Source organism: Burkholderia pyrrocinia, assembly GCF_001028665.1.
In the GTDB taxonomy this organism is placed as follows: Bacteria; Pseudomonadota; Gammaproteobacteria; order Burkholderiales; family Burkholderiaceae; genus Burkholderia; species Burkholderia pyrrocinia.
In genome coordinates this window covers 3,068,647-3,093,707 of the sequence record NZ_CP011504.1, presented here as the reverse complement: position 1 = coordinate 3,093,707, position 25,061 = coordinate 3,068,647, and the positions used below count along the sequence as shown (strand labels likewise).

The window sequence follows — 25,061 nt, the reverse complement described above, 5'->3', positions numbered from 1 at the left end:
AAAAAAAAACAGGGGCCGGGCGTGGTGCGCCCGGCCGGAGTGACGGTGAGAAAGGGGGCGGGTGCGTCAGTTCTCGTCGTCGTCGAGCTGCAGCTTGTCGGAACGCACGCCGGTATTCGCACCCCAGTAGTAGATGACGAGCGCGACGGCCGCGACGACGACCGTGTCGTACGGGTGCGCGAGTTGGCCCGTGCCGCCGAAACCGCCGAGATACGACAGCACGATCATTGCGGCATAAAACGCGATCAGCCACGCGGACGAGCGCACCTGTTCGGCGAGGCTCAGGTGCGCGGTCGGCACCCAGCGGCGGCACGCGAGATAGATGACGAACATCGCGATCTGCAGGCCGAGCAGCCAGGACACCGTGCTCCAGCCCGACCAGTAGACGATCAGCGCGGCGATCACGAACGACGCGGGCCCGGTGATGCCGAATGCGCTCGCGCGGAACGGCCGCGGCAGGTCGGGCGCGGTGCGGCGCAGCGCGGCGACCGATACGGGCGCGACCGCGTAGCTCAGCACCAGCGCGGCCGACACGATGTTGATCAGCGCTTCCCACGACGGGAACGGCATCGTCCAGAAGATCGCGAGGCCGAACGTGAGCCACAGGCCCGCGCGCGGGATGCCCGACGCTTCGTCGACGCGCGTGAACACCTTGAAGAAGGTGCCCGTCTTCGCCCAGCCGTAGACCACGCGCGGCGTCGCGTTCATGTAGATGTTGCCGCAGCCGCTCGGCGAGATCATCGCGTCGGCGACGACCATCACAGCGAGCCAGCCGACGCCGAGCGCGAGCGCGATGTCGCGGTACGGCAGCGTGAACGCCTTGCTGATGTCGTGCCAGCCGCCGGCGAGCATCGCGGTCGGGATGCTGCCGATGAACGCGAGCTGCAGCAGCACGTAGATCAGCGTCGACAGCAGGATCGACAGGATCAGCGCGATCGGGATCGTGCGCTGCGGATTGCGCACCTCGCTCGCGACCGACACGATCGGCGTGAGCCCGAGATACGCGAAGATGATGCCGCCCGCGGATACGGCCATCTCGATGCCCGGCATGCCGAACGGCGCGAAACCGTGCACGGTCAGGTTCGCGGGCTTGAAGAACGTGAACAGCACGCCGATCACCGCGAGCGGCACGATGAACTTGAAGATGCTGATGATGTTGTTCGCCTTCGCGAACGTCTTCACGCTCGAATAGTTCAGGTAAAAGAAGAAGCAGAGCAGCGCGGCCTGCACGAGCCAGCCGATTGTCGTCGGGTCGCTCGACCCTTCGACCGTCAGGCCCGGAAACCACGCGGCTGCATATTGGCGCGCGGCGACGACTTCGATCGCGATCAGGCTCGAAAAGGCGATCAGCGTGATGAAGCCCATCAGGTAGCCGAGCAGCGGGCCGTGCGAGAACACCGGGTAGCGGACCACGCCGCCCGCGCGCGGCAGCGCAGCGCCGAGTTCGCAGTAGACGATGCCGAGCAGCAGCACCGCGAAGCCGCCGAGCAGCCACGAGAAGATGCCGGCCGGGCCGGCGATCGTCGACACGTGGCTTGCGGCGAACAGCCACCCCGAACCGAAAATGGCGCCGAGACCGATGAACGTGAGATCGGTCAGCGACAACTGTTTCTTGAACTTGCCGTGACCCGCGTCGGAGTGCGCGGTACGGGAAAGCGGGACAGACGGGTGAGCGTTGCCTTGGCCTGGCATGGGCTTGTCTCCTGGGGGAATGGCGGTGCAGGCGTCGTATGCGCCGCGCTCCGACGGAGCAGCGGCGCACGCCTGCCGGCCGGCGTCGCCCGGTTCGAACGACCGGGGCGGGCCGCGGGCCGTTCACGCGCGGCGCAGGCGGGCGCCGGGGCGAACGGGCCCGCAGGCCATGCCGGACCGGAGACGGCGGCGCGCGGGGGGAAGCCTGCACGCCGCCGCAGGGGGAGTCGATCAGAGACCGACGTCGGGCAGCGCCGGGCGCGTTTCGAGCGCCTTCGCGACGATTGCCTTCACTTCCGCGAGCGTGTCGCCCTGCAGCGCGAGGCGCGGCGGACGCGTGATCGCGCTGCCGCGGCCGACCAGTTCTTCGCACAGCTTGATGCACTGCACGAGGTCGGGGCGTGCGTCGAGGTGCAGCAGCGGCATGAACCAGCGGTACAGCGCGAGCGCTTCGTCGAAGCGCTTTTGCTTCGCAAGGCGGAACAGCGTCTCGCCTTCCTTCGGGAACGCGTTCGACATGCCCGACACCCAGCCTTCGGCACCGACCGCGATGCTTTCGACCACGACGTCGTCGAGGCCCGCGAACAGCACGAAGCGATCGCCGACTGCATTGCGCAGGTCGATGAAGCGGCGCGTGTCGCCCGACGAATCCTTGAAGCAGACGATGTTCTCGCAGTCCTGCAGCGCGATCAGCACGTCGGGCGTCACGTCGTTCTTGTAGATCGGCGGGTTGTTGTAGACCATCACCGGCAGGTCGGTGCTCGTCGCGACCGCGCGGAAGTGCGCGGCGGTTTCATGCGGCTTCGCCGAGTAGACCAGCGCGGGCATGACCATCACGCCGTCGACGCCGACGCGCTGCGCTTCGCGCACCGTGTTGCGTGCGAATTCGGTCGTGAATTCGGCGATGCCGGCGATCACCGGAATCTTGCCGCCGGCCGCGTCGCGCGCAGCCTCGATCACCTGCAGCTTCTCGCTCGTCGACAGCGACGTGTTTTCGCCGACCGTGCCGCAGACCACGAGGCCCGACACGCCGTCGTTCACCAGGTTCTTCACCACGCGGTGCGTGGCGTCGATGTCGAGGGAAAAGTCCGGCTTGAACTGGGTGCTGACGGCCGGGAAAACCCCGGTCCATTGAATGGCTTTGCGGCTCACTGAAATCTCCTACGTTCGTATCGGTCGGCCGACAGGTGTGTCGGTGTGGCAACCAGTATCGCCGCGCAAATGCCCATCACGCTTGAGTCGTATCGCGGAGCAAAATGACGAAATCGGCACAGCGGCCGGCAGGGGCGCGAAGGGCGCCTCGCGCTATGCCGATTTCGTCGTCGTCCCCATCGAAAAGCCACAAGCGGACGGACGCGCGACAGAGGAAGCTATGCTCCTTTCCCCACTTCGGACGGCTCATGATGAAGCGCATCCAGATCATCGATTCGCACACGGGCGGCGAACCCACTCGGCTCGTCGTGTCCGGATTCCCCTCGCTCGGCAGCGGCACGATGGCCGAGCGCCGCGACGTGCTCGCGCGCGAGCACGACCGTTACCGTACCGCGTGCATCCTCGAGCCGCGCGGCAGCGACGTGCTGGTCGGCGCGCTGCTGTGCGAACCCGTGTCGCCCGACGCGGCGGCCGGCGTGATCTTCTTCAACAATAGCGGCTATCTCGGGATGTGCGGGCACGGCACGATCGGCGTCGTGCGCACGCTGCATCACATGGGGCGCATTCGGCCCGGCATTCATCTGATCGAAACGCCCGTCGGCACCGTCGAGGCGACGCTGCACGACGACCTGTCGGTCAGCGTGCGCAACGTGCCCGCGTATCGCCACGCGAAGGGTGTCGCGGTCGACGTGCCGGGTTACGGCCCCGTGAAGGGCGACATCGCGTGGGGCGGCAACTGGTTCTTCCTGATCAGCGACCACGGGCAGCGCGTCGCCGGCGACAACGTCGCGGCGCTCACCGCGTATGCGTCGGCCGTGCGCGAAGGGCTCGAACGCGCGGGCATCGCCGGCGCGAACGGCGGCGAGATCGACCATATCGAGCTGTTCGCCGACGATCCCGAGCACGACAGCCGCAGCTTCGTGCTGTGCCCGGGCCTCGCGTACGACCGTTCGCCGTGCGGCACCGGCACGAGCGCGAAGCTCGCGTGCCTCGCGGCCGACGGCAAGCTCGCGCCGGGCGCCGTGTGGCGGCAGGCGAGCGTGATCGGCAGCGTGTTCCACGCGAGCTACGAGCAGGCCGACGGCGGCATCGTGCCGACGATCCGCGGCAGCGCGCACCTGAGCGCGGAAGCGACGCTGCTGATCGAGGAAGACGATCCGTTCGGCTGGGGCATCGCGCCGTGAGCGACGCAAGTACCGACGTCGTCGTGATCGGCGCCGGCATCGTCGGCGCGGCGTGCGCGCACGAACTCGCGCAGCGCGGGCTGCGCGTGCTCGTCGTCGACGACGCGAGCGGCGGTGCGACCGGCGCGGGGATGGGCCACCTCGTCGCGATGGACGACAACGCGGCCGAGCTCGCGCTGAGCCATTACTCGATCGAACTGTGGCGCGCGTTGAGCGGCGAGATGCCGGAAGGCTGCGCGTACCGCAACTGCGGCACGCTGTGGCTCGCGGCCGACGCGCACGAGATGGATCTCGCGCGCGCGAAGCAGGCGACGCTTGCCGCGCACGGCGTGGCCGGCGAGCTGATCGACGCGGCGACGCTCGCGCAACTGGAGCCGATGCTGCGCGCCGGGCTCGGCGGCGCGCTGAAGATTCCCGGCGACGCGATCCTCTATGCGCCCGTCACCGCGAACTGGCTGCTGCAGCGCGCCCCGCGCATCACGTTGCGCCGCGACCGGGCCATGGCGGTCGACGGCACGAGCGTGACGCTCGCGAGCGGCGACACATTGCGCGCGGAACGCGTGGTCGTCGCGAACGGCGTCGCGGCGCGCACGCTGCTGCCCGAACTGCCGCTGCGCCCGAAAAAGGGCCACCTGCTGATCACCGATCGCTATCCGGGCCACGTGTCGCACCAGCTCGTCGAGCTGGGTTATGCGGCGAGCGCGCATGCGAGCGACGGCACGTCGGTCGCGTTCAACGTGCAGCCGCGGCCGACCGGCCAGTTGCTGATCGGCTCGTCGCGCCAGTTCGATACCGAGGACGCGCGCGTCGAGCCGCCCGTGCTTGCGCGGATGCTGCGTCGCGCGGTTGGCTATCTGCCGGATCTGGCCGACCTGAACGGGATCCGTTCATGGACAGGGTTCCGTTCCGCGAGCCCCGACGGCCTGCCGCTGCTCGGCGAGCACCCGGCGCGGCCGGGCGTGTGGCTCGCGGTCGGGCACGAAGGGCTCGGCGTGACGACCGCGCCGGGCAGCGCGCGGCTCGTCGCCGCGCAGATGGCCGGCGAACGGCCGCCCATCGATATCGAACCGTATTTGCCGGGACGCTTCCTGACCGCGTCCCCCGTAGCTGGAGCGCTGACATGATCATTCATCTGGACGGCCGCGCGCTGACGGTGGCCGACGGCGCGACCGTCGCGGCCGCCGTCGCGGCGAGCGGCGACGACACGACGCGCGTGTCGTGCACGGGTGCGGCGCGTGCGCCGTTTTGCGGAATGGGCATCTGCCAGGAGTGCCGGATGACGATCGACGGCAGGCGTCGGCTGGCCTGCCAGACGTTGTGCCGCGACGGAATGCAGGTGGAGCGCACCAGATGAAACAGGAACGACTGAGCGTCGACGTCGCGATCGTCGGGGCCGGCCCGGCCGGGTTGTCGGCCGCGCGGGCCGCCGCGCAAAGCGGTGCAACGGTTGCGATCGTCGACGACAACCCGCGCGCGGGCGGGCAGATCTGGCGGCAAAGCGCAGCGGCCACGCCGGTTTCGGCCGCCGCCGAACGCCTCGCCGTCCTGCGGCAGCCGAACGTCACGCACCTTGCAGCGACGCGCATCGTCGCCGAAACGCAGCCGGGCACGCTGCTGCTCGAGGACGACGAACGCGGGCTGCTGCTCGATTTCCGGACGCTGATTCTCTGCTGCGGCGCACGCGAGCTGCTGCTGCCGTTTCCGGGCTGGACGCTGCCGGGCGTCACGGGCGCAGGCGGCTTGCAGGCGCTGATCAAGTACGGCCTCGACGTGTGTGGGCAGCGCACGGTGATCGCGGGCAGCGGGCCGCTGCTGCTGGCGAGCGCGGCGACGGCCCGTCAGGCCGGCGCGCGCGTGTCGCACGTGCTCGAACAGGCCGCATGGGGCGACGTGGCCGGCTTCGGCGCAGGGCTGTGGCGCTGGCCGTCGAAGCTCGCGCAGGCCGCGAAGCTCGTCACGGCCGCTTATCGGCCCGATGCGCACGTCGTCGAGGCGTTCGGCGACAAGCGGCTCGAACGCGTGCGGATCCGCCAAGGCGATCGCGAGTTCGTCGTCGATTGCGACCGGCTCGCGTGCGGCTTCGGCCTCGTGCCGAACACCGTGCTGCCGAGCCACCTCGGCTGCCGGATCGAGAACGGCGCGGTGGCGGTCGACGCGCACCAGCGTACGAGCCGCGACGGGTACTTCGCGGCCGGCGAGTGCACGGGCGTCGGCGGCAGCGAGCTGGCGATGGTCGAAGGCGAAATCGCCGGTTATGCGGCGACTGGGCAGACCGCGCCGTTGGCCGCGCTCGTCGCGCGGCGCGCGCACTGGCAGGCGTTTGCCGATGCCGTACGCGAGCGTTTCGCGATTCGCGAGCCGATCCGCCGGCTCGCGCGGCCCGATACGCTGCTGTGCCGCTGCGAGGATGTGCGTTTCGATGCGGTCGCACGCGAGCCGGGCTGGACGGCCGCGAAGCTGCAGTCGCGCTGCGGGATGGGCGCGTGCCAGGGCCGCGTATGCGGCGCGGCCGCGCAGGCGCTGTTCGGCTGGACGCCACCCGTGCCGCGCACGCCGCTCGTGCCCGCGCGGGTCGGCACGCTGATGCTGGACGGCACGGCATCCTGCGACGGCGCGTGACGCGTCGCAGTGAAGCGGCCCGGTCGATGCCGGGCCGCGTCATTCACTCCACCTCGACCTTCTCCCATCCACTGACCTGAGGCGCCGCACAGGCGCGCAGGCACTCGATCGTCGCGGCCCCGGCAGCGCGATTCGCGCTGTCGGGGTGCCGGTACATCGACACCGCGCCCTGGCCCTCGAGCTCCATCGGCAGGATGCTGGCGCGCGGCATGGTTCGCGCTGATGCGGCGCGTGCGTCGGCCGCCAGTGCGATTGCGGGCGAGCAAACCTGAGCGAAGAGGGCACAAGGTCGCCGATGGATAAACGGCGGGAAGCAATATTATATTTATAGATATAATATTGTTTTGTTAATTGTCCTCCCGCCCCGATGAACAACGACCCTCCCGCCGGGCTGCCCGAGCCCGACCAGATGCGCGCCGCCGCCGAATCGGCCTGTGCGTTCCTCAAGGTGCTGTCGAATCCCGACCGGCTGCTGCTGCTCTGCGAACTGTCGCAGGGCGAGCGCTGCGTGAGCGATCTCGAGACCAGGCTGGACATCCGCCAGCCGACGCTGTCGCAGCAACTCGGCGTATTGCGGGACAACGCGCTGGTCCGCACGCGCCGCGAAGGCAAGAACATCCACTATTCGCTCGACAGCCCGGCCGCGATCGCGGTGATGGGCGTGCTGTACGAACAGTTCTGCGGCCCGGCCGCGAAGGGGACGCGCGATGCAGCTTGATGCGATTCATTTCACGCCGTGGCTGTCGCTGGCCGGCGGCGTGCTGATCGGGCTCGCGGCCGCGTGGCTCGTCGCGTTCAACGGCCGGATTGCCGGCATCAGCGGAATCGTCGGCGGCCTGTTCGCGGCGGGTTCCGGAGAGCGCGACTGGCGCGTCGCATTCGTCGCCGGGCTGATCGCCGCACCGCTCGCGATGCGCGCCGCCGGAGCCGGCCTGACGCCGCAGGTCGATGCAGGCTGGCCCGAGTTGATGGCGGCCGGCCTGCTGGTCGGGATCGGCACGCGGTACGCGGGCGGCTGCACGAGCGGCCACGGTGTGTGCGGGATGTCGCGCGGCGCACTGCGTTCGGTCGTCGCGACGGCGACCTTCATGATCGCGGGCTTCGTGACCGTATTCGTGCGCCGGCACGTGCTGGGAGGTTGACATGCAGGCTGGATTCGCGTTTCTGGCGGGGCTGCTGTTCGGCGTCGGCCTCATCGTGTCGGGCATGGCCAATCCGCACAAGGTGCTCGGCTTTCTCGACCTGGCGGGCCGCTGGGATCCGTCGCTCGCGTTCGTGATGGCCGGCGCGACGGGCGTGGCCGTGTTCGCGTTCGCGTGGGCGAAACGCCGGAAGCGGTCGTGGCTCGGCTTGCCGATGCAGTTGCCGGCCTTGCGGGCGATCACCGTGCGCCTGGTCGCCGGAAGCGCCGTGTTCGGCATCGGCTGGGGGATGGCCGGGTTTTGCCCGGGGCCCGCGATCGTGTCGATCGGCTTCGGGTCGGCCAAGGGAATCGGGTTCGTCGTCGCGATGCTGGCCGGGATGGCGATATTCGAGTGGGTCGAGCGTCGCAGGAGCAGGAGTGCGCGGTGACGCGATGGTCGCCGCGTGCCGGGCAGGCTGCGTCGGTCGAGGCGCTCTCTCCGGATGAGGATGGCTGGAGCGCGATGCGTTCGCTCGTTGCCGCAATGATGTGGTGACTGCGTGGCCGATACCGCGGCTCGGTGCGCCGCGACGTCAGGAATGCTCTCGCACATGATGGCCGCCGCGCACCTGCCCGGACAGCCGGCGCAGGATCGCGCGCCACACCGCGAGCACGCTTCTGCGGCCGGCAGGCTCCACGACTGCCGTGCTGACCGCGCCGACGCCGCCGGCCGACAACGCCACGTGACCGGCCGTGTCGAGCACCAGGCATTCGCCTTCGTCGAGCACACGGCGGATGTAGTGCGGCGCGTCGGGCAGCCAGTCGAGCCCGCCGTGACGCAGCGTAACCGCGAGCGCACCGTCGAGCACGATCACCTGGCTGCCCTTGTCGAACCACGCAAAGTGGCTTTGCCCGGCGTCGAGCCGGATATGTTGCGTCCGCATGGCGATTCCTTTTCCCGGTTGCTCGGCCTCGCGACGGCGAGGCGACAGCGTGCAGTCAGGTTAGGGAAACAGGCGCGGGCACGACAGATTCAGGGACCGGGAATCTGTTGCGGTGCAGGTGCCGATTTTGCATCGCTGTATCGGCGGGTTTCCCCCGAATCTGTATCTGGCGTGCCCCGGATCGCGCGGGCACGATGGCCCGTATGACGCCTTTCGCCGATGCATCCCGCACGCCCTTGCCGATGGACGGCGAGCCGCTTTACGAACGACTTGCCGAACATTACCGCCGCATCATCGCGGCCGGCACGTTGTCGCCCGGCGACCGGATGCCGTCGGTGCGCGCATTCATGGCGCAGCACGGCGTGAGCCTGTCGACCGCGATCCAGGCATTCCGGCGGCTGGAGGATACGGGCTGGTGCGAGGCGAAGCCGCGCTCGGGCTACTTCGTGCGGCGCCGCGCGTCGGCCGCGCTCGAAACGCTGCCGGAAAGCGAAGGACCGCCGTTGAGCGTCGAGCCGCCGTTCGCGGGGCTGCACGAACGCGTGTCGCGCGTAATCGACCGCGCGAATGCGGCAACCGACGCGTTGAATCTCGGCGGCGCGTCCGCGCTGGCCGCGCTGTATCCGACCGAGCGCCTGCAGACGCTGGCGATCCGGCTGCTGCGACGCAAGCCGACGCTGTTGACCGACGCGGGGCCCGTCGGCGGTTCGCCCGAATTCCGGCAGACGATGGCCAAACGCGCGCTGTCGTATGGCGTGACCGTGTCGCCGGACGACGTGATGTCGACGAGTGGCGGTGTCGATGCAGTGAATCTCGCGCTGCGCGCGGTCGCGCGCCCCGGCGACACGATCGCGATCGAATCGCCGGCCTTCTTCGGCTTGATCCAGTTGCTCGAAAGCCTCGGCCTGCGCGCGCTCGAAATCCCGGCCAGCCCGACGACCGGCTTGTCGATCGAGGCGCTCGAAGTGGCGCTGGCCGCGTATTCGGACATTCGGGCCGTGGTCGTCGTGCCGAACCTGCAGAACCCGCTCGGCTGCGTGATGCCCGACGAACGCAAGGCCGCGCTCGTCGCGCTGTGCTCGCGCCACGGCGTGGCCGTGATCGAGGACGAGCCGTATCGCGAGCTCGTCGAGGCGCCGCAGGCGGTCAAGCCGGTCAAGGCATGGGACCGCGACGGCACGGTGATCTACTGCCCGTCGTTCAACAAGGTGCTCGCCCCCGGGATGCGGCTCGGCTGGATGAGCGCGGGGCGCTGGCATGCGCGCGTGAAGATGCTGAAGTTCGCGCACAGCCGGCACAACGCCGCGTTGCTGCAGGCCGTTGCCGCCGAGTTCGTCGGCTCGGGCGCGTTCGATCGCCATCTGCACCGGTTTCGCGAACAGTTGCGCGTGCAGCGCGATGTGACGATCGACGCGATTGCGCGGCATTTTCCGGCCGGAACCCGGATGAACCAGCCGCCGGGCGGGATGCTGCTGTGGATCGCGTTGCCGGACGGCGTGCGCTCCGATGCGCTGTTCGACGCCGCACTGGCGCACGGGGTCAAGATTGCGCCCGGTTCGATCTTCTCGAATTCCGACCGCTTCGACGCTTATATCCGGCTTGCGTGCACGCGCGTGTTCGATGCGGCGCACGAGGCGGCATTCGAAACGCTCGGCCGCCTGATACGCGACGCTGCGGCTGCTGCATAAGCACGGCGGCTGCCGGCCGGGCTCGCGCATGCGCGAGCGTTCCGGCCCGCCGCGCCACCTCGGCGGCCGGACGCCGCCATGTCAGCGGCTGGCCGAGTGCGAGGCGAGGTGCTGGCGGATCAACGACAGGTAACGATCGCCGACCGAGAAATCGCGTGCGACGCGCGGCCGTTCGGCCTGGCGCAGCGTGGCCGGCGCGCTCATGCCCAGATACCGGCAGACGGCAGACGGAAAAGGCTTGCGGGTATGCCCGAGCTGGCGCGCCGCGCGCTCGACGCGGGCGTCGCCGGCCTGGGTGCGAAGCCACGCCAGCACTTGGCGATCGGTGTCGTTGACGATACGGACCAGATGTTCCATCGCGCACCTCACTGTTCATAAATACAGTGCTGTAAATATAACCAGTGTTTGCGGCGACCGCAAGCGGGCGCGCGTGCGGCTGGCCGTTCGGCCAGGGTCAGCGCGCCGGCGCGGCGGTTCGACGGTCCGGCGATCCGGTGATCCCGGCGACGGGGGCGGCAGGGGCGGCAGGGGCGGCGGCCGCGGCGATGCCCGTATAGCGCGCGTCGGTCAGCGTGCCGAGGAATGCGACGATGTCGTCGATTTCCGCGTCGGTCAGCGCGGGCGGCGTGCCGGGCCGGCGGTTCATCGGCGTCGAGTTGACGTTGATGTTGCCGCGATAGGCGGCCGGCACGTCGTCGAACGTCCTGGCGCCGTGATACCAGAAGCCGGGGTCGGTCGAGCGCGTGTTGTAGAACGCGACCGCGTCGCGCAGCGTCGTGAACACGCCGTTGTGCATGAACGTCTGCTTGACCGCGACGTTGCGCAGCCCCGGCGTGCGCAGGTAGCCGCACCATTGCGTCGGCTCGGGCCAGCGCAGCCGCCGCGCGGTGTCGCACAGTCCGTTGTCGAAATGGCGCGGATCGCGGTTCGCCGGCAGCGCGCGGTTGCGCGGCACGGCGATCGCGTCATAACCGAAATCGGTGAAGAGCGAGCGCTCCGGGCGGTTCGACGTGTCCGACAGCGTATGGCAGGTCATGCAGTTGCCCTTGTCCGGATTCCGGAACAGCGCGAGGCCGCGCATCTCGGCCGGCGCGAGCGGCTTGCGGGTGCGCAGGAACGCGTCGAAGCGCGACGTGAACGGCGCCATCTCGTCGCTCTGCAGATAGGCCTCGACGGCCGAACCCAGCGCGCGCACGAGTTGTTCGGGATCGCGTCGCACCGGCGCGCCGAAACGCGCGGCGAGGTCGGGCGCGAGTTCGGTCGTATTGACCTTGCGCAGCAGCGCGGCCGGCGACCGGTTGTTCATCTCGTTCGGATCGAACAGCGGCCCGCGGATCTGCTCGGCGAGCGTATCCGCGCGACCATCGCTGAACAGGCCGCCGAACGGCGACGGCGCGGGCGCATCGTCGTCCTGGTAGAAGTGGCGGCGCGGCACGTAGCGCACATAGAGCAGCGACGGCGCATTGCGCTGGCTGAAGCGCCCGTGCCGGCTGCCTTCCGGCACGCCGGGCCCCGCGAGCGAAGCCGCAGACAGCGTCGGCGCGAACGCGCGGCCCGGATCGTGGCAGCCCGCGCACGACATGCCGCGCGGCTCGGACAGCCGCGGGTCGAAGAAGATCCGACGGCCGAGCGCGACGAGCGTCGGGTCGGGCGCGAAGCGCGCGGTGGCCGCGTCGATCTTGCCCGTCACCTGCGGCGTGCCGTTGCCGATCGTGTCGACGACGCGCGACGGCGGCGCGCCGGGAAGCAGGACCGTTTCGGACGGCGCGGCGTGCGTGGCGAGCGCCAGGCCGGCGAGCACGGCCGCGGCAAGCGTGTGCAGCGTTTGCCGGCCGAGCGCAACGCGGCCGTCGCATCGAACCTCTTCACTCACGGCGCAATGAACCCCGTCTTGTCGCAGGCGAGCGTCGTGCCCGACTGGTTGCACGACGCGAGCAGCTTGCCTGCCGCCGAATACGCACGGAACACCCAGCCCGTCGCGGGTGCCGCACGGCGTTCCATGATCAGGAAACCGAAGCTGTTGTTGTGCGACAGCCGCTCGATCACGGCGCCCGGTGCGGGCGTCAGGCCGGCCGGGAACGGGTCGGGCAATGCGACGTCGAGGTTGTCGCCGCCGTTGCCTGACACGATCGTCGCCGGGTGTCCGGACGAGAAGTTGATCGCCTGGAAGTCGTGCACGTGACCGTGCAGTGCGACGTGTACGCCCGGCGGGTAGTACGCCTGCGCGTAGAGGCTCGACATCACCGACTGCAGCGCGAGGTTGCCCGGCGCGGGCGTGCTGCCGGCGATCGGCGCGAACGCGAGGATCGGATGATGATTCGTGAAGATCGTCGTCGTCATGCCGGCCTTCGACGCGAGCGTGGCCACCGTCTGGAACTGCTTCTGGTAGATGCCGAATTGCGCGTCGGTCGTCTTGAGCGGCGTGCGGCCGACCTTCGCGGTGTCGAACACGATCACCTGCGAGCCGCCGCCGAGCGACACCGCATAGGGATCCGAATAGTTCGCGTTGGTGTCGTTGGCCGGATCGTCGCACGAGCGGGCAGCCGAATACGGGCGCGGATCGAGGAAGCGGAACCAGCCCTGGCCTGCGCGCGCGCATTCCTCGTGGTTGCCGCGCACGACGACCCACGGCGCCTTCGCGAGCAGCGGCGCGGCCGGGCGGAACAGGTCGGCCTGCCACGTATCCCAGCCATAGCCCCACGGGCTGTCCTTGCAGCCGGCGATGTCCGGCGGGCAGGCGTTCTCGCGATAGTGGTAGTCGCCCACATGCATGACCAGGTCCGGCGACAGCTTCGCGACGCTGGCCGCGATCGTGTCGAACGGCCAGACCGTCGCGTCGTTGCACGCCTGCCATGCGTTGTCGGCCTTCTTCATCCGGCAGCCGGTGTCGGCGATGATCGCGATGCGTTGCGGCTGCGCTTTCGGCAGCGGCAGCGTGCGGCCCGCGACGCTCGCCGCCTGTGCATCGGCCGGCAACGTCGTTTCGCAGACGGAGACCGGGAAGTTCGACGGCTTCGAATCGGCCGGGTCGCTGGCGGTCGGCCGCTGGGCCCGGGTCGCGGCGCCTGCGCGCAGCGTCATGCGCGACAGCTTGCCGTCGACGGTCAGTTGCGGACACAGCGGATCGCTGGCCGACGCGGGGGTGTAGTTCGTGATGACGCGTGCGATCGCCTGGTTCGCGTCGCCGATCTCGACCCATGCGGCCTGGACGTTGATCGCGGCGCTTGCCGGATCGGCCGGCGTATCGATGTGATTCGAGCACGCCGACAGCGCGGCGAGGGCAACAAGGGGGGCGCAGCGCGCAAGCAGTGCGCGCGGGAGGAGTCGTCGCATGGGAGGCACCGTAGGAAAGTCGTCAACGATACGCAGCGCGAATGTAAGAAATGTGAAAAAACGAGGCACGTCGGTTCGCGCATGACGAAGCCACGCTGCGGTTCGGCATCTGAGACTGATTGCTGGCCAGCGCCACTCAGGCGATCCAGAAGCGACGAACGACTGGCACCGGGCCGACTGGTGCTGTATTTGCCACGGCCGCGAAATCATCCGTCGCTCAGATCCTCCGGGGGAGGCTAGTGTGCATACCACGCACCGGATGGACGGCTTCGAGCGGACATGGGCGCTTCAGGTCGGAGCAATGAGACCATGGCAAATCCCTTTGATAACGGCTTGCTGCCGGGTTCTTACGCCAAACTTCCTGATCAGGTTGTAGACATGGAAATTAACGGTTGCTTCCGAACACGTCAGGATTCGCGATATTTCCCACGACGTTTTGCCGATGCCGAGTAATGTCAGGCATTCGAGCTCGCGTGCCGTCAGGTTGATCGCACGATTTGAATTGAAATGGCTTGCCGAGAATGCAATCGATGTTTCGGTTGCGTAATCACTCAACATAGACAGCGATGCGTGCAGTTTTTTGCACGCGAACATGCTTCCCGCATTTGCTTCGTTGGAAACGAAGCTCGAGACGCCAAACTGACCATCCGGGCCGTGGACAGGAAAGGCGATGCCTGATCTCAAGCCGTGATCGAACGCATCTTCATATAACACTCGCTGGATTGGCGTTACATAGGTTCGCTCGTCCCAGATCAGCGGTAGCTTGTGCCTCATGCAATGGTCGATGATAGGGTCAATGCCATAGAACTGTCGGTGCTCGTAGCGATGAAGCCATGTCGTGGAGAGATTGGTTTTGATGAACGCAGACGAAAATTCTGCTGCCTTACTTCTCTTGATTCCATACACTACGCCGGCTAGTCCAAATGACTCGACCAACGAGAATAGGCGGGATGCCCACGAGTCGACCGTTTTGCAATCGACTAACTCGATCAATTTATCAAGATGATTCATGATAGACCTTCGCTGGATGGCGATAGTCTAGCCGAATGCAGGAGTTTTGAAATTTTGGGATGGACTGGATCGTGAGTATTCCGGAAGACTGGGGTGCGATTGATGTGCATGCCAAATTTAACAATTTGAAAGATTTGGATGAATTTCGAACCGTTTATTCATGTTATTTTTTCGTCAAAGTTGCTGAATGTTGCGAAGCGTCATCGGATAGGTTGGCGGTATCGTTCTGCGCGGCAAGAGCACGGAATGCTCATCGTTCATCGAGCGTGTGGCGATGTTCCCATCGGCGCAAATGGAGCGGAGATTCGACGGTATGGCACAGTTTGAAATAATTTATATGCATTCCATAGTGTCTGTGCGGATTGGCGCGAAGTTCGATTTGCAGTCTGAGTATCTTGTCGCAAGATAAGAGTGAGGTCGAAGGCAGGCGTCAGATCCAGAATCCTTATATAACCTATAAAAAATTGCAGGTTACAGATTATTCGATTTATCGTTTAATGGTGGTGCTTGATTAATTTCGAGGTGCGTCGTTAATGATGAGTGTTTCTCGTGTGGGGTGGCGATCTGAATCGTAGGGTCGTAAGTCTAGCGGAATGGTAATTTTCGTTTTTGTATATTAAAAAATGGAGGTCGATTTGAGTGAAATGCTGGTAATTTGTGGTCACCCAGATCTCGAATCTTCGCGTGTTAATAGGGCGGTGGTCAGTGCGCTGCGTACGGATAACGCTATCACGCTGCACATTCTTGCGGAGAATTTTGCTAACCATCAATTTGATGTTGCGGCCGAACAGGATCGACTGACGCATCATAATCGGATTGTTTTGCTGTTTCCGATGTATTGGTATTCGTGCCCCGCGCTGATGAAGCAATGGATCGATGATGTATTTACGCCCGGGTTTGCCTATGCCCGTAACGGAGACAAGTTGCGCGACAAGGAATTCCTGGTTGTTACCACGATTGGGGCGCCAGAATCGGCTTATAGAGCGAGCGGATTCAACAATCATACGGTCGATGAGCTGCTTCGTCCACTGCAGCAGACGGTGTGTTATATAAGGGCCCGATATTTGGGAGCTTTCTCGGCTTATGAGTCGGTATTTATCGATGATGTTGCTCTTGTGGAGGCGGTCGATAAAATCATGGTTGAGATCAAGAGAAGTTATGATACATCGGCTCGCGCTTATGAAGAATTGCTTTGCAAGGCTGAGTCAGCAGGGATTTCGCTCATCCAATGAAAAGATCCTATATTGCGGATATTCCGGACAGTGCATGCTTGGTCGGGAGTGCGAACAATTTGAATTTCCTGCACGTCGATTGTGCGCCGCTGAATGGTCCGTTTACGGCATTCGAGGCCTACCGCATCATGACGACGGATATTTCGTTACCGTTGCGAGGTGCATTTTTTTTGCGCGACAAGATATCAAGACTGTTCAACGTGCGGGAAATTAAAGGGTTTTCGAGAAAGAGACCGAGGTCGACACCTTTAGTCGGCGGTCGGCTCGATTTCTTCACGGTTGAGAGGATCGGTGACTACCAACTGGTGCTGTCTTCCCGAGACCGGCATCTGGCCGTCATGGTTTCTGTCGATATCGTGCCCCGTGCTGACGGCGCAATAGTGACCGGCCGTGCCAAGTCAATGTATGTTACGACGTCGGTTGAAACCTACAACATGTATGGGCGCCTCTACATGGTCCCGGTTGCGGTGGCGCACCGGCATATCGTTCGCAAGATGCTGAGAAAGGTGGAAGCGATAACCGGCGCAATCAAGGAAAGGTCGTGATGATGTCATTAAAGCCCATTACTCCGGATATTGTTCACAAAGACAGCGTCCACGATGTTTTGATCGCGGGTGAAAATCATGTCATTCCCGTATGGATAGAAGAGGCGCAATGCGTAACGCTTGAGAGGCATTGGTCGGTCGACGATATCGATAGATTTAATGCGATTTATCGTAAGGAAGACGGTTTTTTTGTATTGAAAGGCGTTCCCCTGTATCTGAGTCGTGGCGTAGTGGAATCCGGGAAGGATTTTGATCTGGATTTGTCGGAGTACTACGCATTGGATGCGGGCCGATACCGGATCGACGCACGCTATCTACCCAGGTCGGTCGAGACATGTCTGCGCCGGCGCTTCTTTCCCGCGGTAGTGCCTCCGGGCGAACAGGCCATTGCACACATCGCCAGGCTCCTGACGCGTTCGCCGGATTGGAACGCTGCCCCAATGAGCAGTTACCGGATGGTAAACGACACGGAAAATTACTTCTTTTATCGCAAGCCCCACGAGCATGTTCCTGGCTTGATGCTGATCGAAGTTGCTCGTCAGTCGATGTACCACTACCTCTACAATTTCAGCGGTTACGAACGCGGAGATGTGTCGATCTCGATGTCGAGGCTCGATGTTCGCTTCGTCAGCTATGTCGAGTCGGCATACGACGTCGAAGTACTGGTCACCCAGACGGAAGGCGTGACCCGGATCAAGCCACGGTTCATTGACAAGACCGCTAGCTTTTACCAGAACGGCAGGTTGGTTGCACAAGTGCATCTTGTAGGCGGGGCGATGAAAGTCGATGTGTTCCGCAGGATGCGCGTTCTGAATGTTCCGGAAAGTCACTGGTTTGTTCCGTCTTCCAGATTATCCATTCGGACACTGATCGGCATACCCGGCGGCCTGCCGATTCAGGCGACGTTGACGGCCCTGTCTTTGCGTGCCGGTCGATTACGTGTCAGTCAAGGATTGGTCAATATGCTTCGGACTGCGAAGCATATATCAATTTATGTAGAAAAAAGCGGTTTCCTGTCATTTCCTCTGGAATCGATCGAAACCTCTCCGCATGAAGGCGAAGTCACGGTGAAGTTTGGAGATTTGTCGCGCGAACAGATGGTCGCTCTCAAAGAAACGATCAAATGCCACTGTTTTTTTGGGGAGTGTGCATTCGAGATCGGCCAGGCGTCCAGTTCGTGCGTTGCCGAGTTGCCCGCCGCCCAGAGGAGTGATGTGGAATGACTTCGCGTGTCAACGAATATCGGTATTCGGCGGCATTGTCACCGTTGCGAATCGGTCGGATGCAGATGGTAAAAAACCGGGTGTATTTTGCCCCGATGGGCATCGATCTTGCGGATAAAGACGGTTCGTTATCTGAATCGATGATGCATTTTTACGAGGGCATGATCCTGGGTGGCTGCGGTATGTTGGTACTCGGCAATTCGTCAATCGATTCATCGACGCGATTGCAGAGCCGGGGGCTGTGCCTGCACACTGCCCACCACGCGAATCGCCTCGCGCCGGTGATAGCCTACGGTGCGGATCACCATTGCCGCGTCGCCGTGCAACTCCAGCACTATGGTGCTCAAGGCAAATGCCTGCCTACTGGCGCGCCGTTGTTGAGTCCTAGCGGGGTTCCGTGTCGCAGAATGCAGAAGATCGATCCGACATACCGCGTTCGAACCATGGATCTCGCGGACATCGCGGCGGTGCGCGCGCAATTTGTCCGTGCGGCATGCCTTGCTCGGCAGTCTGGAGCCGATCTGGTGCAACTGCAAGCCTCGAATGGCTATCTGCTCAGCAGCTTTCTGTCGCCGCATACCAACAGAAGAAAGGATGGCTATGGCGGTACACCCATGCGTCGCGCTCGACTGCTCCTCGAGGTTATCGACGATATCCGTTCGGCGACCGGAAACTCGCTCGAGATAAGCGTTCGCCTAGGCATAGACGATTGCCTTGGCGACACTGGACAGCGGCCGCATCTACTGCATGACGTGGCACGAGCATTGGAGCAGGCCGGCGTGGTGGCGATCATGTGCTCCATCTCGATTGGAGAGACCTTTGACCGAATGATGCGCCCGACACCGGAGACGCGCCAACTGTTGCTCAGCGGTGTTCGATCGATTCGTTCGACGGTGTCCATTCCGATCGGCTTCGCGGGCTTCGTCGGTTCGCTGAGCGAGATCGAAGCTCTTGTTGCCGATGGTACGGCCGACTTGGTCGGTATGACACGCGCGTTATTTGCCGACAACGACTTGATCCTGAAATCAGTTGCCGGACAAGCGCATCTAATCAACGCATGCCGATTCGATGGAAATTGCTTTCGGGATAAGAGCAATCCGAATCTCGATCGCGTCTATTGCTGCGTCAATCCAAATTATCGGCGCCCCACGCATATCAAATATTCATTGGACGACGATCATGATGTTTAACGGTAAAACCTGCGTTATTTCTGGCGGAACGAGCGGCATCGGTTTGGCGGTGGCCGAGCGGATGGTTCGTGAAGGTGCTCGCGTCGTCATTCTGGGGCGTGATGGGGACAAGGGGCGAAGAGTGGTGGAGCACCTTGGCCCGGCAGCCGCTTTCGTTGCTTGTGACGTCGGAGATCTCGCATCAGTAGAAGCTGCGTTCGACGAAATAGAGCGTCGCTTCGAGCATTTTGAACTGGCGGTGAACAATGCGGGCGTCACGGCGCCTTACGGTCCGGTTGCACAGATTTCGGCGGCGAGCTGGGAGCATGTGCTGCGAGTCAATGTTTCCGGTCCGCTGTATTGCATGCGTCGCGAGTTGCAATGCATCGGGCGATCGCCCGGTGGAGCGATTGTAAATGTCTCGTCGTGTGCCGGCGTCGTGCCAATCCCGAATCAGGCGGCTTACGTGGCCAGCAAGGCGGCACTCAATGCATTGACTCAGGTGGCGGCGATGGAGAGTGCGTGTGACGACGGTGCGGACAGTTATGCGGTACGCGTCAACGCCGTGGCGCCGGGGCCGACCTATGGCGGTATGAACTCTCCCGAAAGGCTCGCGGCCAACCCAGAACGGACGAGACTCAAGGCGGCGTCAACCGCGATGAAGCGCTTCGCCGAGCCGGAGGAGATAGCAGGCAGTGTCGTTTATTTGCTGGGCGGTGAATCATCCTATGTCACCGGGACGATTCTGAATGTCGACGGTGGCTATCAAGCAGGCAAATGCTGAATGGGGTCGTTTCTATGAAATCTATTCTGGTGACTGGCGTCAGCGCCGGCATTGGCAAGGCGTTGGCAAGGCTTTATCTTGAGCGAGGCTATCAGGTGTGCGGGATGTCGAGACGCCCACCCGGCGAACTTGCAGGTCATCCCAATATGCATTTCGCGGCTTGCGACATGCGGAATCTTCATGAGGCTCAGGAGGTGGCGAGTCGTTTGCTGGATCAGGTCGGCCATGCGCCGCCCGAAATCGTCTTCCTCAATGCTGGGAAATTTGGCGATGCGCCGCGACTTGCGCATGAGACGACGCCGAGTCAGTTCGAGGACGTGCTCGCGTTGAATCTGCTCGCGAACAAAGCGATACTCGATGTTTGTTTCACGCGGGCGAAAAAGCCCGAGTGCATCGTGATTTCTTCGTCCATATCGGCGATACGCCCACGTGCGGGCATGTTGTCCTACGCGGTGTCGAAAGCCGCGCTGAATACATTGGCGCAGGTCTATCGGCAGGAGAATCCCGAGGTGTTCTTTGCGGTACTGGGATTGTGCTCGGTCGATACGGATCTTGCCGCTGCCGTGAGGAAGGCGGGCCCGAGTTTCCCGGAGCTATGTGCATTGCGAGAGCGAGCGTTGCAGCCTGGATATCTGGTGAGCGCCCAGGACAGAGCTGTTCATGTGGCTGCGGTCGTTGATCAGCGAGACCGCCTGGGCGTCGTATCTGGTCAATTTCACGAGATTCGGGAACTGATTCCTCTTCTTGCATGATGTTCTACCGAGGCCCCAACATGATTTCCACTTTCGACAAACGCGTTGTGCAAGTCGGTGCAATCTACGATCTGCTTGCTACCGTTGCATTGGCCGTTCCCATTTCACTGGCGTATGTGTTGTCAGCGATTCAGGCGCTGGATGAAGCACTCGGGTTCAATACTCGATTCGAATCGCTCGATCCGACGGCGCATTTCCTGATTAATCTCGGCGGGTGTGCGTATGTGATTTGGGCGCTGGCACGCTTGCGCAATCCTGGCCGAGAGTTGGCGCGTCTTGATGCCTGGCTGAGATTGATGGTCGTACTCTGCCAGATATGGGCAGTCATACAAGGCGCCACGCCTGTTTTGTTCGGCCTGGCGGCGATTCTTGCCGTGATTGGCATTCTGGAGTTCCGGCAAGGTGGGCCAGCCACGCGCGGACGACAGGTCGCAGGCTGAGGCCGAGCCGCGTCGCGTGTGCGGCTGCGGCTGCGGCTGCGGCGCTACGCGGTGCGCAAGCAAGTCGTAACCCGTTGTCATCGCGGCGGCCGGTTGCGCAGCATCAGCCACGCGCAACCTCCGGCAACCAGCACGAGGCCAAGCAGGACGGCCTCGACGCCGAGCGCGAAGCCGGGCGGCATTTCACCGCTGTTCGGCACGGGCGACAGGTTGCCGCCCATCGCGATCGCGCCGCCGGCCAGCAACACCATGCAGACGATCCAGTAGAGCTTGCCGCGCGGCGCCGCGGCCCGGATCCGCCACAGCGCGATGCCGGCTCCGCCGAGATAAAGCACGGCGAGCGTGCCGAGCGCGGCGATGTCGGCGGAGCGGCTTTGCAGGAGCGCGTTCATCGCGCGGCTCCGTCGAACGTGCCGGATCGGCGCGGTGCAGCAAAGGCTGCGGCGTGCGCGCTCATTCGGCCTCCGTCGCGTGCCCCGGCGCGCGGCTCAGCAGGTGCGTGCGCTTGTCGGCCGCGAGCGACACATAGCGTTCGTACTGGCGCAGCACGTCGGCGATCACTTCGTCGCCGCGCAGGTATTCGACGTCGTAGCCGAGCCGCCCGTCCTCGAAGAACGTGACGATTCCGTACACGTGCGCACGCGCCGCGTCCGGCTCGGCTGCTTCGCGCACCAGGAACGCGGCCGCGGATTTCACCGTCACGCGCACGCCGTACACGAAATCGCGGTGCTCGGCAGTCGGCACGGTGAGCCGCACGGCGTCGTCGCTGTCGCGCTGTACGTGCGCATCGACGCCGCTCGCGCGCAGTTCGTCGGCAACTTTGCGCAGCGCAGGCTCGACCGTCTCGGCGACGAACTGGCGCGCCTCGGCCTCGGTCGTCTGCCGCAGGATGTGCGTCAGGCGGTGGCGCCAGTGCTGGCCGGTCCAGTAGCTCGTCGCGGGCGCGATGTCCTGCGAATAGTGCGCGCGGTCGGCCGCGAGCCCGCGCCACAGCCCGTAGCAGAGCGCGAGCATGATGATGGCGACCGGCAGCGCGGCGATCAGCGTCATCGCCTGCAGCGCGCCGAGCCCGCCGGCGACGAGCAGCACCGCGGCCGTCACGCCGAGCAGCGCGGCCCAGAACAGCCGTTGCCAGGCCGGCGAGTGCGCGCTGCCGCGCGTCGCGATCTGGTCGATCACGAACGCGCCCGAATCGGCGGACGTGACGAAGAACACCGCGATCAGCACGATCGCTGCGATCGACAGCCCTTGCGACAACGGCAGGAAATCGAAGAAACGGAACAGCAGCGCATCGACGCTGGTGGCCGTCTGCGCGAGCGCGCCGGCCGCGCCGTGCGTATCGAGCCAGATTGCGCTGTTGCCGAACACGGTCATCCACACGAGGTTGAACGCGGTCGGCACGAGCAGCACGCCGATCACGAACTGGCGGATCGTGCGGCCGCGCGAGATGCGCGCGATGAACATGCCGACGAACGGCGACCACGATACCCACCACGCCCAGTAGAGGATCGTCCAGCCGCCGAACCAGCCTTCCTCGCGCGGCGACGCATACGCATAGGTGCGGAACGACAGGTCGACGAGATTCGACAGGTACTGGCCGATGTTGTCGCCGAGCGCGCGCAGCAGGAACGCCGTCGGGCCCGCGACGGCCACGAATGCGAGCAGCAGGAACGCGAGCAGCAGGTTCAGTTCGGACAGCCGCCGCACGCCCTTGTCGAGGCCGCTTGCGGCCGACAGCCCTGCGAGGATCACGACGAGCGCGACGAGCCCGATGCGAAACGCATTGCTGCCCGTGTCCCAGCCGGCGACCGTATGCAGGCCCGCGCTGATCTGCATCACCCCGTAGCCGAGCGTCGTCGCGATGCCGGCGACGGTGCCGACCAGCGCGAACGCGTCGACCGTGTGACCGATCCAGCCGTTGATGCGCTCGCGCAGCACCGGATACAGCCCCGAGTGCAACGTCAGCGGCAGGTTGTAGCGAAAGCCGAAATACGCGAGCACGAGCCCCATCAGCCCGTAAATTGCCCACGCATGGAAGCCCCAGTGGAAGAAGGTCATCAGCATCGCCTCGCGCGCGGCGGCGTGCGTGCCGGGGTCGACCGTCGGCGGTTTCAGGAAATGCTGCATCGGCTCGCCGACGCCGAAGTACATGAGCCCGATGCCCATGCCGGCCGCGAACAGCATCGCCGTCCACGACATGAAGCTGAATTCGGGTTCGGCGTCGTCCGGGCCGAGGCGGATGTTGCCGAAATCGCTCGCGGCGATCAGTACGAGAAACACGAGGAAGCCGGTGACGGCCAGCACGTAGAACCAGTCGAAGCGCGCGATGACCCATTGCTGGCCGGCGGAGAACAGCGCGCCGGCTTCGCTCGGGAGCAACGCGCACACGACGAGCAGCGCGCCGATGACCGCGAGCGCGGGCAGGACGACCTGCGGCTTGAATGTCGTGCGGGGCGAGGGGCGGGAATCTGGCATGTCGGGCATCCAGTTGTGGGCGCAACGAGGCGCGACGCCGCCCGGCGCGCATGTGGCGCGTCGGACCCTGATACGGCGTGCGTCGAGTGTACCGCGGTGTCAGGACTGCAAGAAGGGGCATGCAGGAGAGATGAGCCTGACGGATTGTAAGGTATCGGGGCGATCGAGGAAAACCGCGCGGTTCGCGCGGCGTGGGGACGGGACGTGGAAAGCGCGGCGGGCGCCGGGCCTCGGGCGCCCGGACGGCGCGCGTGCAATGCGCATCGTCCGGGGCGAAGGCAGCGCGCTGAAGGCGCTGCCGTGCGGGTTCTCAAGAAAACGCTGGGCCGCCCCAAGTTTTCCGCCCCGGAGGAAGTCCCCTTGGGGGATGACCCCCTCGGGGGTGCCTGGCGCGAAGCGACAGGTCCGGGGGCGCTCAGAACGTGACGGCGATCCCGGCCATGCCGACGAACTGGCCGTGCGTCGTCGCCGGCGTGAGCTGCTGCGAATCGCCGACGATCGGCGCCGCGTCGATGATGTGGCCGGCGCCTTGCGCGCCGAGCGTCTGCCCGCTCGAATGCGTGTACGCCTGCAGCGCATAGAGCGTCGTGCGCTTCGACAGGCTGTACGACTCCTTCAGCGAATACTGCTGGTAGCGGGCCGCGTTCGCGACGCCGTTCGCCTTCGACGCGAGCGTGTACGCGAACGCGCCGGCCACCGAGAACGCCGGCGTGAAGCGGTATGCGGCCAGCGCGCCGTAGGTGTTGAACACGGCCGTGTCGGTGAATACGGAACCGTTGCCGGGCAGGTACTTCACGTTCGAATAGTTGACGCCCATCGTCAGGTTGCCGAGCGTGTAGTTGCCGGCTGCCGCAACGTGTTCGATGGCCTTCGCGGTCAGGTAGCCCTGGTTCAGCACGGACACCGCGAAGCTGCCCGACGACGCGGTGGCCGGGTTCTGGAAGCCGGCGGCCGAGCCCGAGCTGTTGATGCGCAGGTAACCGGCCGCGATCCCGATCGGCCCGTTCGCATAGCGCAGCGCGGCGCTGAACGTGTTGCCCTTGCCGGTCGCACCGGCAATGCCGCCGAATGCGTACATCGCGCTGGCGCTCAGCCCGGCGAAGGTCGGCGACGTATAGGTAACCGAATTGTTCACGCGGATCGTCGTGTCGAGGCCGTCGATGTCGCCCGGATGCGCGCCCGTCGCGCCGGTCAGCCAGCTGCTCGACGCGTACGGGCCGACGAACAGGAAGTAGGGCGTGTACTGGCGGCCGGCCGTCAGCGTGCCGTAGTGATCGTTGCGCAGGCCGACGAATGCCTGGCGATTGAAGATCGTGCCGGCGGCGGCCTGCGCGCCGTTGTTCAGGTTGAAGCCGGACTGCAGGTCGAAGATCGCGTGCGTGCCGCCGCCGAGATCCTCGTCGCCGCGCAGCCCGAACTTCGACGCATACAGGTTGCCGTCGCGCATGTAGAGGTTCGAGTGGCCCTGCTGGTTGTTCACGTACGCGAGCGAATCGTCGACGACACCGTACAGCGTCACGCTGCTCTGCGCGTGGGCGGCAGCCGAACCGAGGGACGCGGACGATAAAATAAGGATTGCATAGCGATTGACGGATGCTTTCATTGTTGACCTCCAGACTCTTTGTTCAAAGGGGGCGGGAGGTTCGGAGACCTCCTCTGTGGCGGGTGGCGGACCGCGCGAACGGCCCGCCTGAT

General features: G+C 64.9%; 25 protein-coding genes and 1 pseudogene. 15 read left to right on the top strand and 11 right to left on the bottom strand.

What is annotated here, in order from left to right:
• Nucleotides 1–66: 66 nt before the first annotated feature.
• Both ABD05_RS29825 and ABD05_RS29820 read right to left on the bottom strand, forming a co-directional pair.
• Nucleotides 67–1,692 (bottom strand): APC family permease, encoded by a 1,626-nt coding sequence (locus tag ABD05_RS29825; RefSeq protein ID WP_047903513.1) that lies wholly within the window; start codon nucleotides 1,690–1,692, stop codon nucleotides 67–69.
• A gap of 231 nt (nucleotides 1,693–1,923) precedes the next feature.
• Complete coding sequence (locus tag ABD05_RS29820) at nucleotides 1,924–2,844, bottom strand: dihydrodipicolinate synthase family protein (RefSeq protein ID WP_011547925.1); 921 nt, start codon at nucleotides 2,842–2,844, stop codon at nucleotides 1,924–1,926.
• Between the two features lie 251 nt (nucleotides 2,845–3,095).
• On the opposite strand from ABD05_RS29820, the gene ABD05_RS29810 reads away from it, so the two are divergent.
• From ABD05_RS29810 to ABD05_RS29795, 4 genes are read left to right on the top strand one after another with little or no spacing between them, the layout of a single operon-like run.
• Complete coding sequence (locus ABD05_RS29810; RefSeq protein WP_047903897.1) at nucleotides 3,096–4,028, top strand: 4-hydroxyproline epimerase; 933 nt, start codon at nucleotides 3,096–3,098, stop codon at nucleotides 4,026–4,028.
• A complete protein-coding gene (locus ABD05_RS29805) occupies nucleotides 4,025–5,152 on the top strand; it encodes an NAD(P)/FAD-dependent oxidoreductase (RefSeq protein ID WP_047903512.1) in 1,128 nt (375 codons plus the stop codon). Before ABD05_RS29810 ends, ABD05_RS29805 begins: the two co-directional genes overlap by 4 nt.
• A complete protein-coding gene (locus tag ABD05_RS29800; protein ID WP_012338331.1) occupies nucleotides 5,149–5,382 on the top strand; it encodes a 2Fe-2S iron-sulfur cluster-binding protein in 234 nt (77 codons plus the stop codon). The genes ABD05_RS29805 and ABD05_RS29800 overlap by 4 nt, the downstream gene beginning before the upstream one ends.
• Nucleotides 5,379–6,647 carry an NAD(P)/FAD-dependent oxidoreductase gene (locus ABD05_RS29795; RefSeq protein ID WP_047903511.1) on the top strand — a complete coding sequence of 423 codons (1,269 nt, stop codon included), beginning with the start codon at nucleotides 5,379–5,381 and terminating at the stop codon, nucleotides 6,645–6,647. The genes ABD05_RS29800 and ABD05_RS29795 overlap by 4 nt, the downstream gene beginning before the upstream one ends.
• A 43-nt stretch (nucleotides 6,648–6,690) precedes the next feature.
• Here the strand turns inward: ABD05_RS29795 and ABD05_RS38010 are convergent.
• Nucleotides 6,691–6,843: pseudogene (locus ABD05_RS38010) on the bottom strand (LysR family transcriptional regulator); the annotation flags it as partial.
• A 171-nt stretch (nucleotides 6,844–7,014) separates the two neighbouring features.
• On the opposite strand from ABD05_RS38010, the gene ABD05_RS29790 reads away from it, so the two are divergent.
• The 3 genes from ABD05_RS29790 to ABD05_RS29780 are packed head-to-tail and all read left to right on the top strand — an operon-like array spanning nucleotide 7,015 to nucleotide 8,219.
• Entirely contained in the window at nucleotides 7,015–7,365 is a 351-nt protein-coding gene (locus ABD05_RS29790; protein WP_047903510.1) for an ArsR/SmtB family transcription factor, read from the top strand.
• A complete protein-coding gene (locus ABD05_RS29785) occupies nucleotides 7,355–7,789 on the top strand; it encodes a YeeE/YedE family protein (protein ID WP_047903509.1) in 435 nt (144 codons plus the stop codon). The genes ABD05_RS29790 and ABD05_RS29785 overlap by 11 nt, the downstream gene beginning before the upstream one ends.
• Before the next feature lies 1 nt (nucleotide 7,790).
• Entirely contained in the window at nucleotides 7,791–8,219 is a 429-nt protein-coding gene (locus tag ABD05_RS29780) for a DUF6691 family protein (protein ID WP_047903508.1), read from the top strand.
• Between the two features lie 144 nt (nucleotides 8,220–8,363).
• Here ABD05_RS29780 and ABD05_RS29775 read toward each other — a convergent pair whose 3' ends face one another.
• Entirely contained in the window at nucleotides 8,364–8,714 is a 351-nt protein-coding gene (locus ABD05_RS29775; protein ID WP_047903507.1) for a hypothetical protein, read from the bottom strand.
• A 203-nt stretch (nucleotides 8,715–8,917) separates the two neighbouring features.
• Between ABD05_RS29775 and ABD05_RS29770 the strand changes: the two genes are divergently transcribed.
• Nucleotides 8,918–10,402 carry an aminotransferase-like domain-containing protein gene (locus ABD05_RS29770; protein WP_409994818.1) on the top strand — a complete coding sequence of 495 codons (1,485 nt, stop codon included), beginning with the start codon at nucleotides 8,918–8,920 and terminating at the stop codon, nucleotides 10,400–10,402.
• Nucleotides 10,403–10,483: 81 nt separating this feature from the next.
• Here the strand turns inward: ABD05_RS29770 and ABD05_RS29765 are convergent, their stop codons facing one another.
• From ABD05_RS29765 to ABD05_RS29750, 4 genes are all read right to left on the bottom strand, one after another.
• On the bottom strand, nucleotides 10,484–10,759 hold the full coding sequence (locus tag ABD05_RS29765) for a CppA family protein (RefSeq protein ID WP_047903505.1): 276 nt from the start codon (nucleotides 10,757–10,759) through the stop codon (nucleotides 10,484–10,486).
• Nucleotides 10,760–10,856: 97 nt separating this feature from the next.
• Entirely contained in the window at nucleotides 10,857–12,275 is a 1,419-nt protein-coding gene (locus tag ABD05_RS29760; RefSeq protein WP_047903504.1) for a cytochrome-c peroxidase, read from the bottom strand.
• Complete coding sequence (locus ABD05_RS29755; protein ID WP_047903503.1) at nucleotides 12,272–13,735, bottom strand: metallophosphoesterase; 1,464 nt, start codon at nucleotides 13,733–13,735, stop codon at nucleotides 12,272–12,274. Before ABD05_RS29755 ends, ABD05_RS29760 begins: the two co-directional genes overlap by 4 nt.
• Nucleotides 13,736–14,023: 288 nt before the next feature.
• A complete protein-coding gene (locus ABD05_RS29750) occupies nucleotides 14,024–14,746 on the bottom strand; it encodes a helix-turn-helix transcriptional regulator (protein ID WP_053059993.1) in 723 nt (240 codons plus the stop codon).
• A 644-nt stretch (nucleotides 14,747–15,390) separates the two neighbouring features.
• On the opposite strand from ABD05_RS29750, the gene ABD05_RS29745 reads away from it, so the two are divergent.
• The 7 genes from ABD05_RS29745 to ABD05_RS29715 are packed head-to-tail and all read left to right on the top strand — an operon-like array spanning nucleotide 15,391 to nucleotide 20,891.
• Nucleotides 15,391–15,978: an NAD(P)H-dependent oxidoreductase gene (locus tag ABD05_RS29745; RefSeq protein ID WP_238594192.1), complete on the top strand. Its 588-nt coding sequence runs from the start codon at nucleotides 15,391–15,393 to the stop codon at nucleotides 15,976–15,978.
• A complete protein-coding gene (locus tag ABD05_RS29740; RefSeq protein ID WP_047903502.1) occupies nucleotides 15,975–16,523 on the top strand; it encodes a DUF2867 domain-containing protein in 549 nt (182 codons plus the stop codon). Before ABD05_RS29745 ends, ABD05_RS29740 begins: the two co-directional genes overlap by 4 nt.
• A complete protein-coding gene (locus ABD05_RS29735; RefSeq protein ID WP_047903501.1) occupies nucleotides 16,523–17,746 on the top strand; it encodes an AfsA-related hotdog domain-containing protein in 1,224 nt (407 codons plus the stop codon). Before ABD05_RS29740 ends, ABD05_RS29735 begins: the two co-directional genes overlap by 1 nt.
• On the top strand, nucleotides 17,743–18,936 hold the full coding sequence (locus tag ABD05_RS29730; RefSeq protein WP_053059991.1) for an oxidoreductase: 1,194 nt from the start codon (nucleotides 17,743–17,745) through the stop codon (nucleotides 18,934–18,936). Before ABD05_RS29735 ends, ABD05_RS29730 begins: the two co-directional genes overlap by 4 nt.
• Nucleotides 18,926–19,699 carry an SDR family NAD(P)-dependent oxidoreductase gene (locus ABD05_RS29725; protein WP_047903499.1) on the top strand — a complete coding sequence of 258 codons (774 nt, stop codon included), beginning with the start codon at nucleotides 18,926–18,928 and terminating at the stop codon, nucleotides 19,697–19,699. The genes ABD05_RS29730 and ABD05_RS29725 overlap by 11 nt, the downstream gene beginning before the upstream one ends.
• Before the next feature lie 14 nt (nucleotides 19,700–19,713).
• Entirely contained in the window at nucleotides 19,714–20,451 is a 738-nt protein-coding gene (locus tag ABD05_RS29720) for an SDR family NAD(P)-dependent oxidoreductase (protein WP_158361697.1), read from the top strand.
• Between the two features lie 20 nt (nucleotides 20,452–20,471).
• Nucleotides 20,472–20,891 carry a hypothetical protein gene (locus tag ABD05_RS29715; RefSeq protein WP_141685048.1) on the top strand — a complete coding sequence of 140 codons (420 nt, stop codon included), beginning with the start codon at nucleotides 20,472–20,474 and terminating at the stop codon, nucleotides 20,889–20,891.
• Between the two features lie 77 nt (nucleotides 20,892–20,968).
• Here ABD05_RS29715 and ABD05_RS29710 read toward each other — a convergent pair whose 3' ends face one another.
• The 3 genes from ABD05_RS29710 to ABD05_RS29700 all read right to left on the bottom strand — a co-directional run bounded on the left by ABD05_RS29710 (nucleotide 20,969) and on the right by ABD05_RS29700 (nucleotide 24,969).
• Nucleotides 20,969–21,283, bottom strand: coding sequence for a hypothetical protein (locus tag ABD05_RS29710; protein WP_047903496.1), 315 nt, complete (start codon nucleotides 21,281–21,283; stop codon nucleotides 20,969–20,971).
• A gap of 61 nt (nucleotides 21,284–21,344) precedes the next feature.
• Nucleotides 21,345–23,366: a BCCT family transporter gene (locus ABD05_RS29705; RefSeq protein ID WP_047903894.1), complete on the bottom strand. Its 2,022-nt coding sequence runs from the start codon at nucleotides 23,364–23,366 to the stop codon at nucleotides 21,345–21,347.
• Nucleotides 23,367–23,781: 415 nt separating this feature from the next.
• Nucleotides 23,782–24,969 carry a porin gene (locus ABD05_RS29700; RefSeq protein WP_047903495.1) on the bottom strand — a complete coding sequence of 396 codons (1,188 nt, stop codon included), beginning with the start codon at nucleotides 24,967–24,969 and terminating at the stop codon, nucleotides 23,782–23,784.
• Nucleotides 24,970–25,061: the final 92 nt, after the last annotated feature.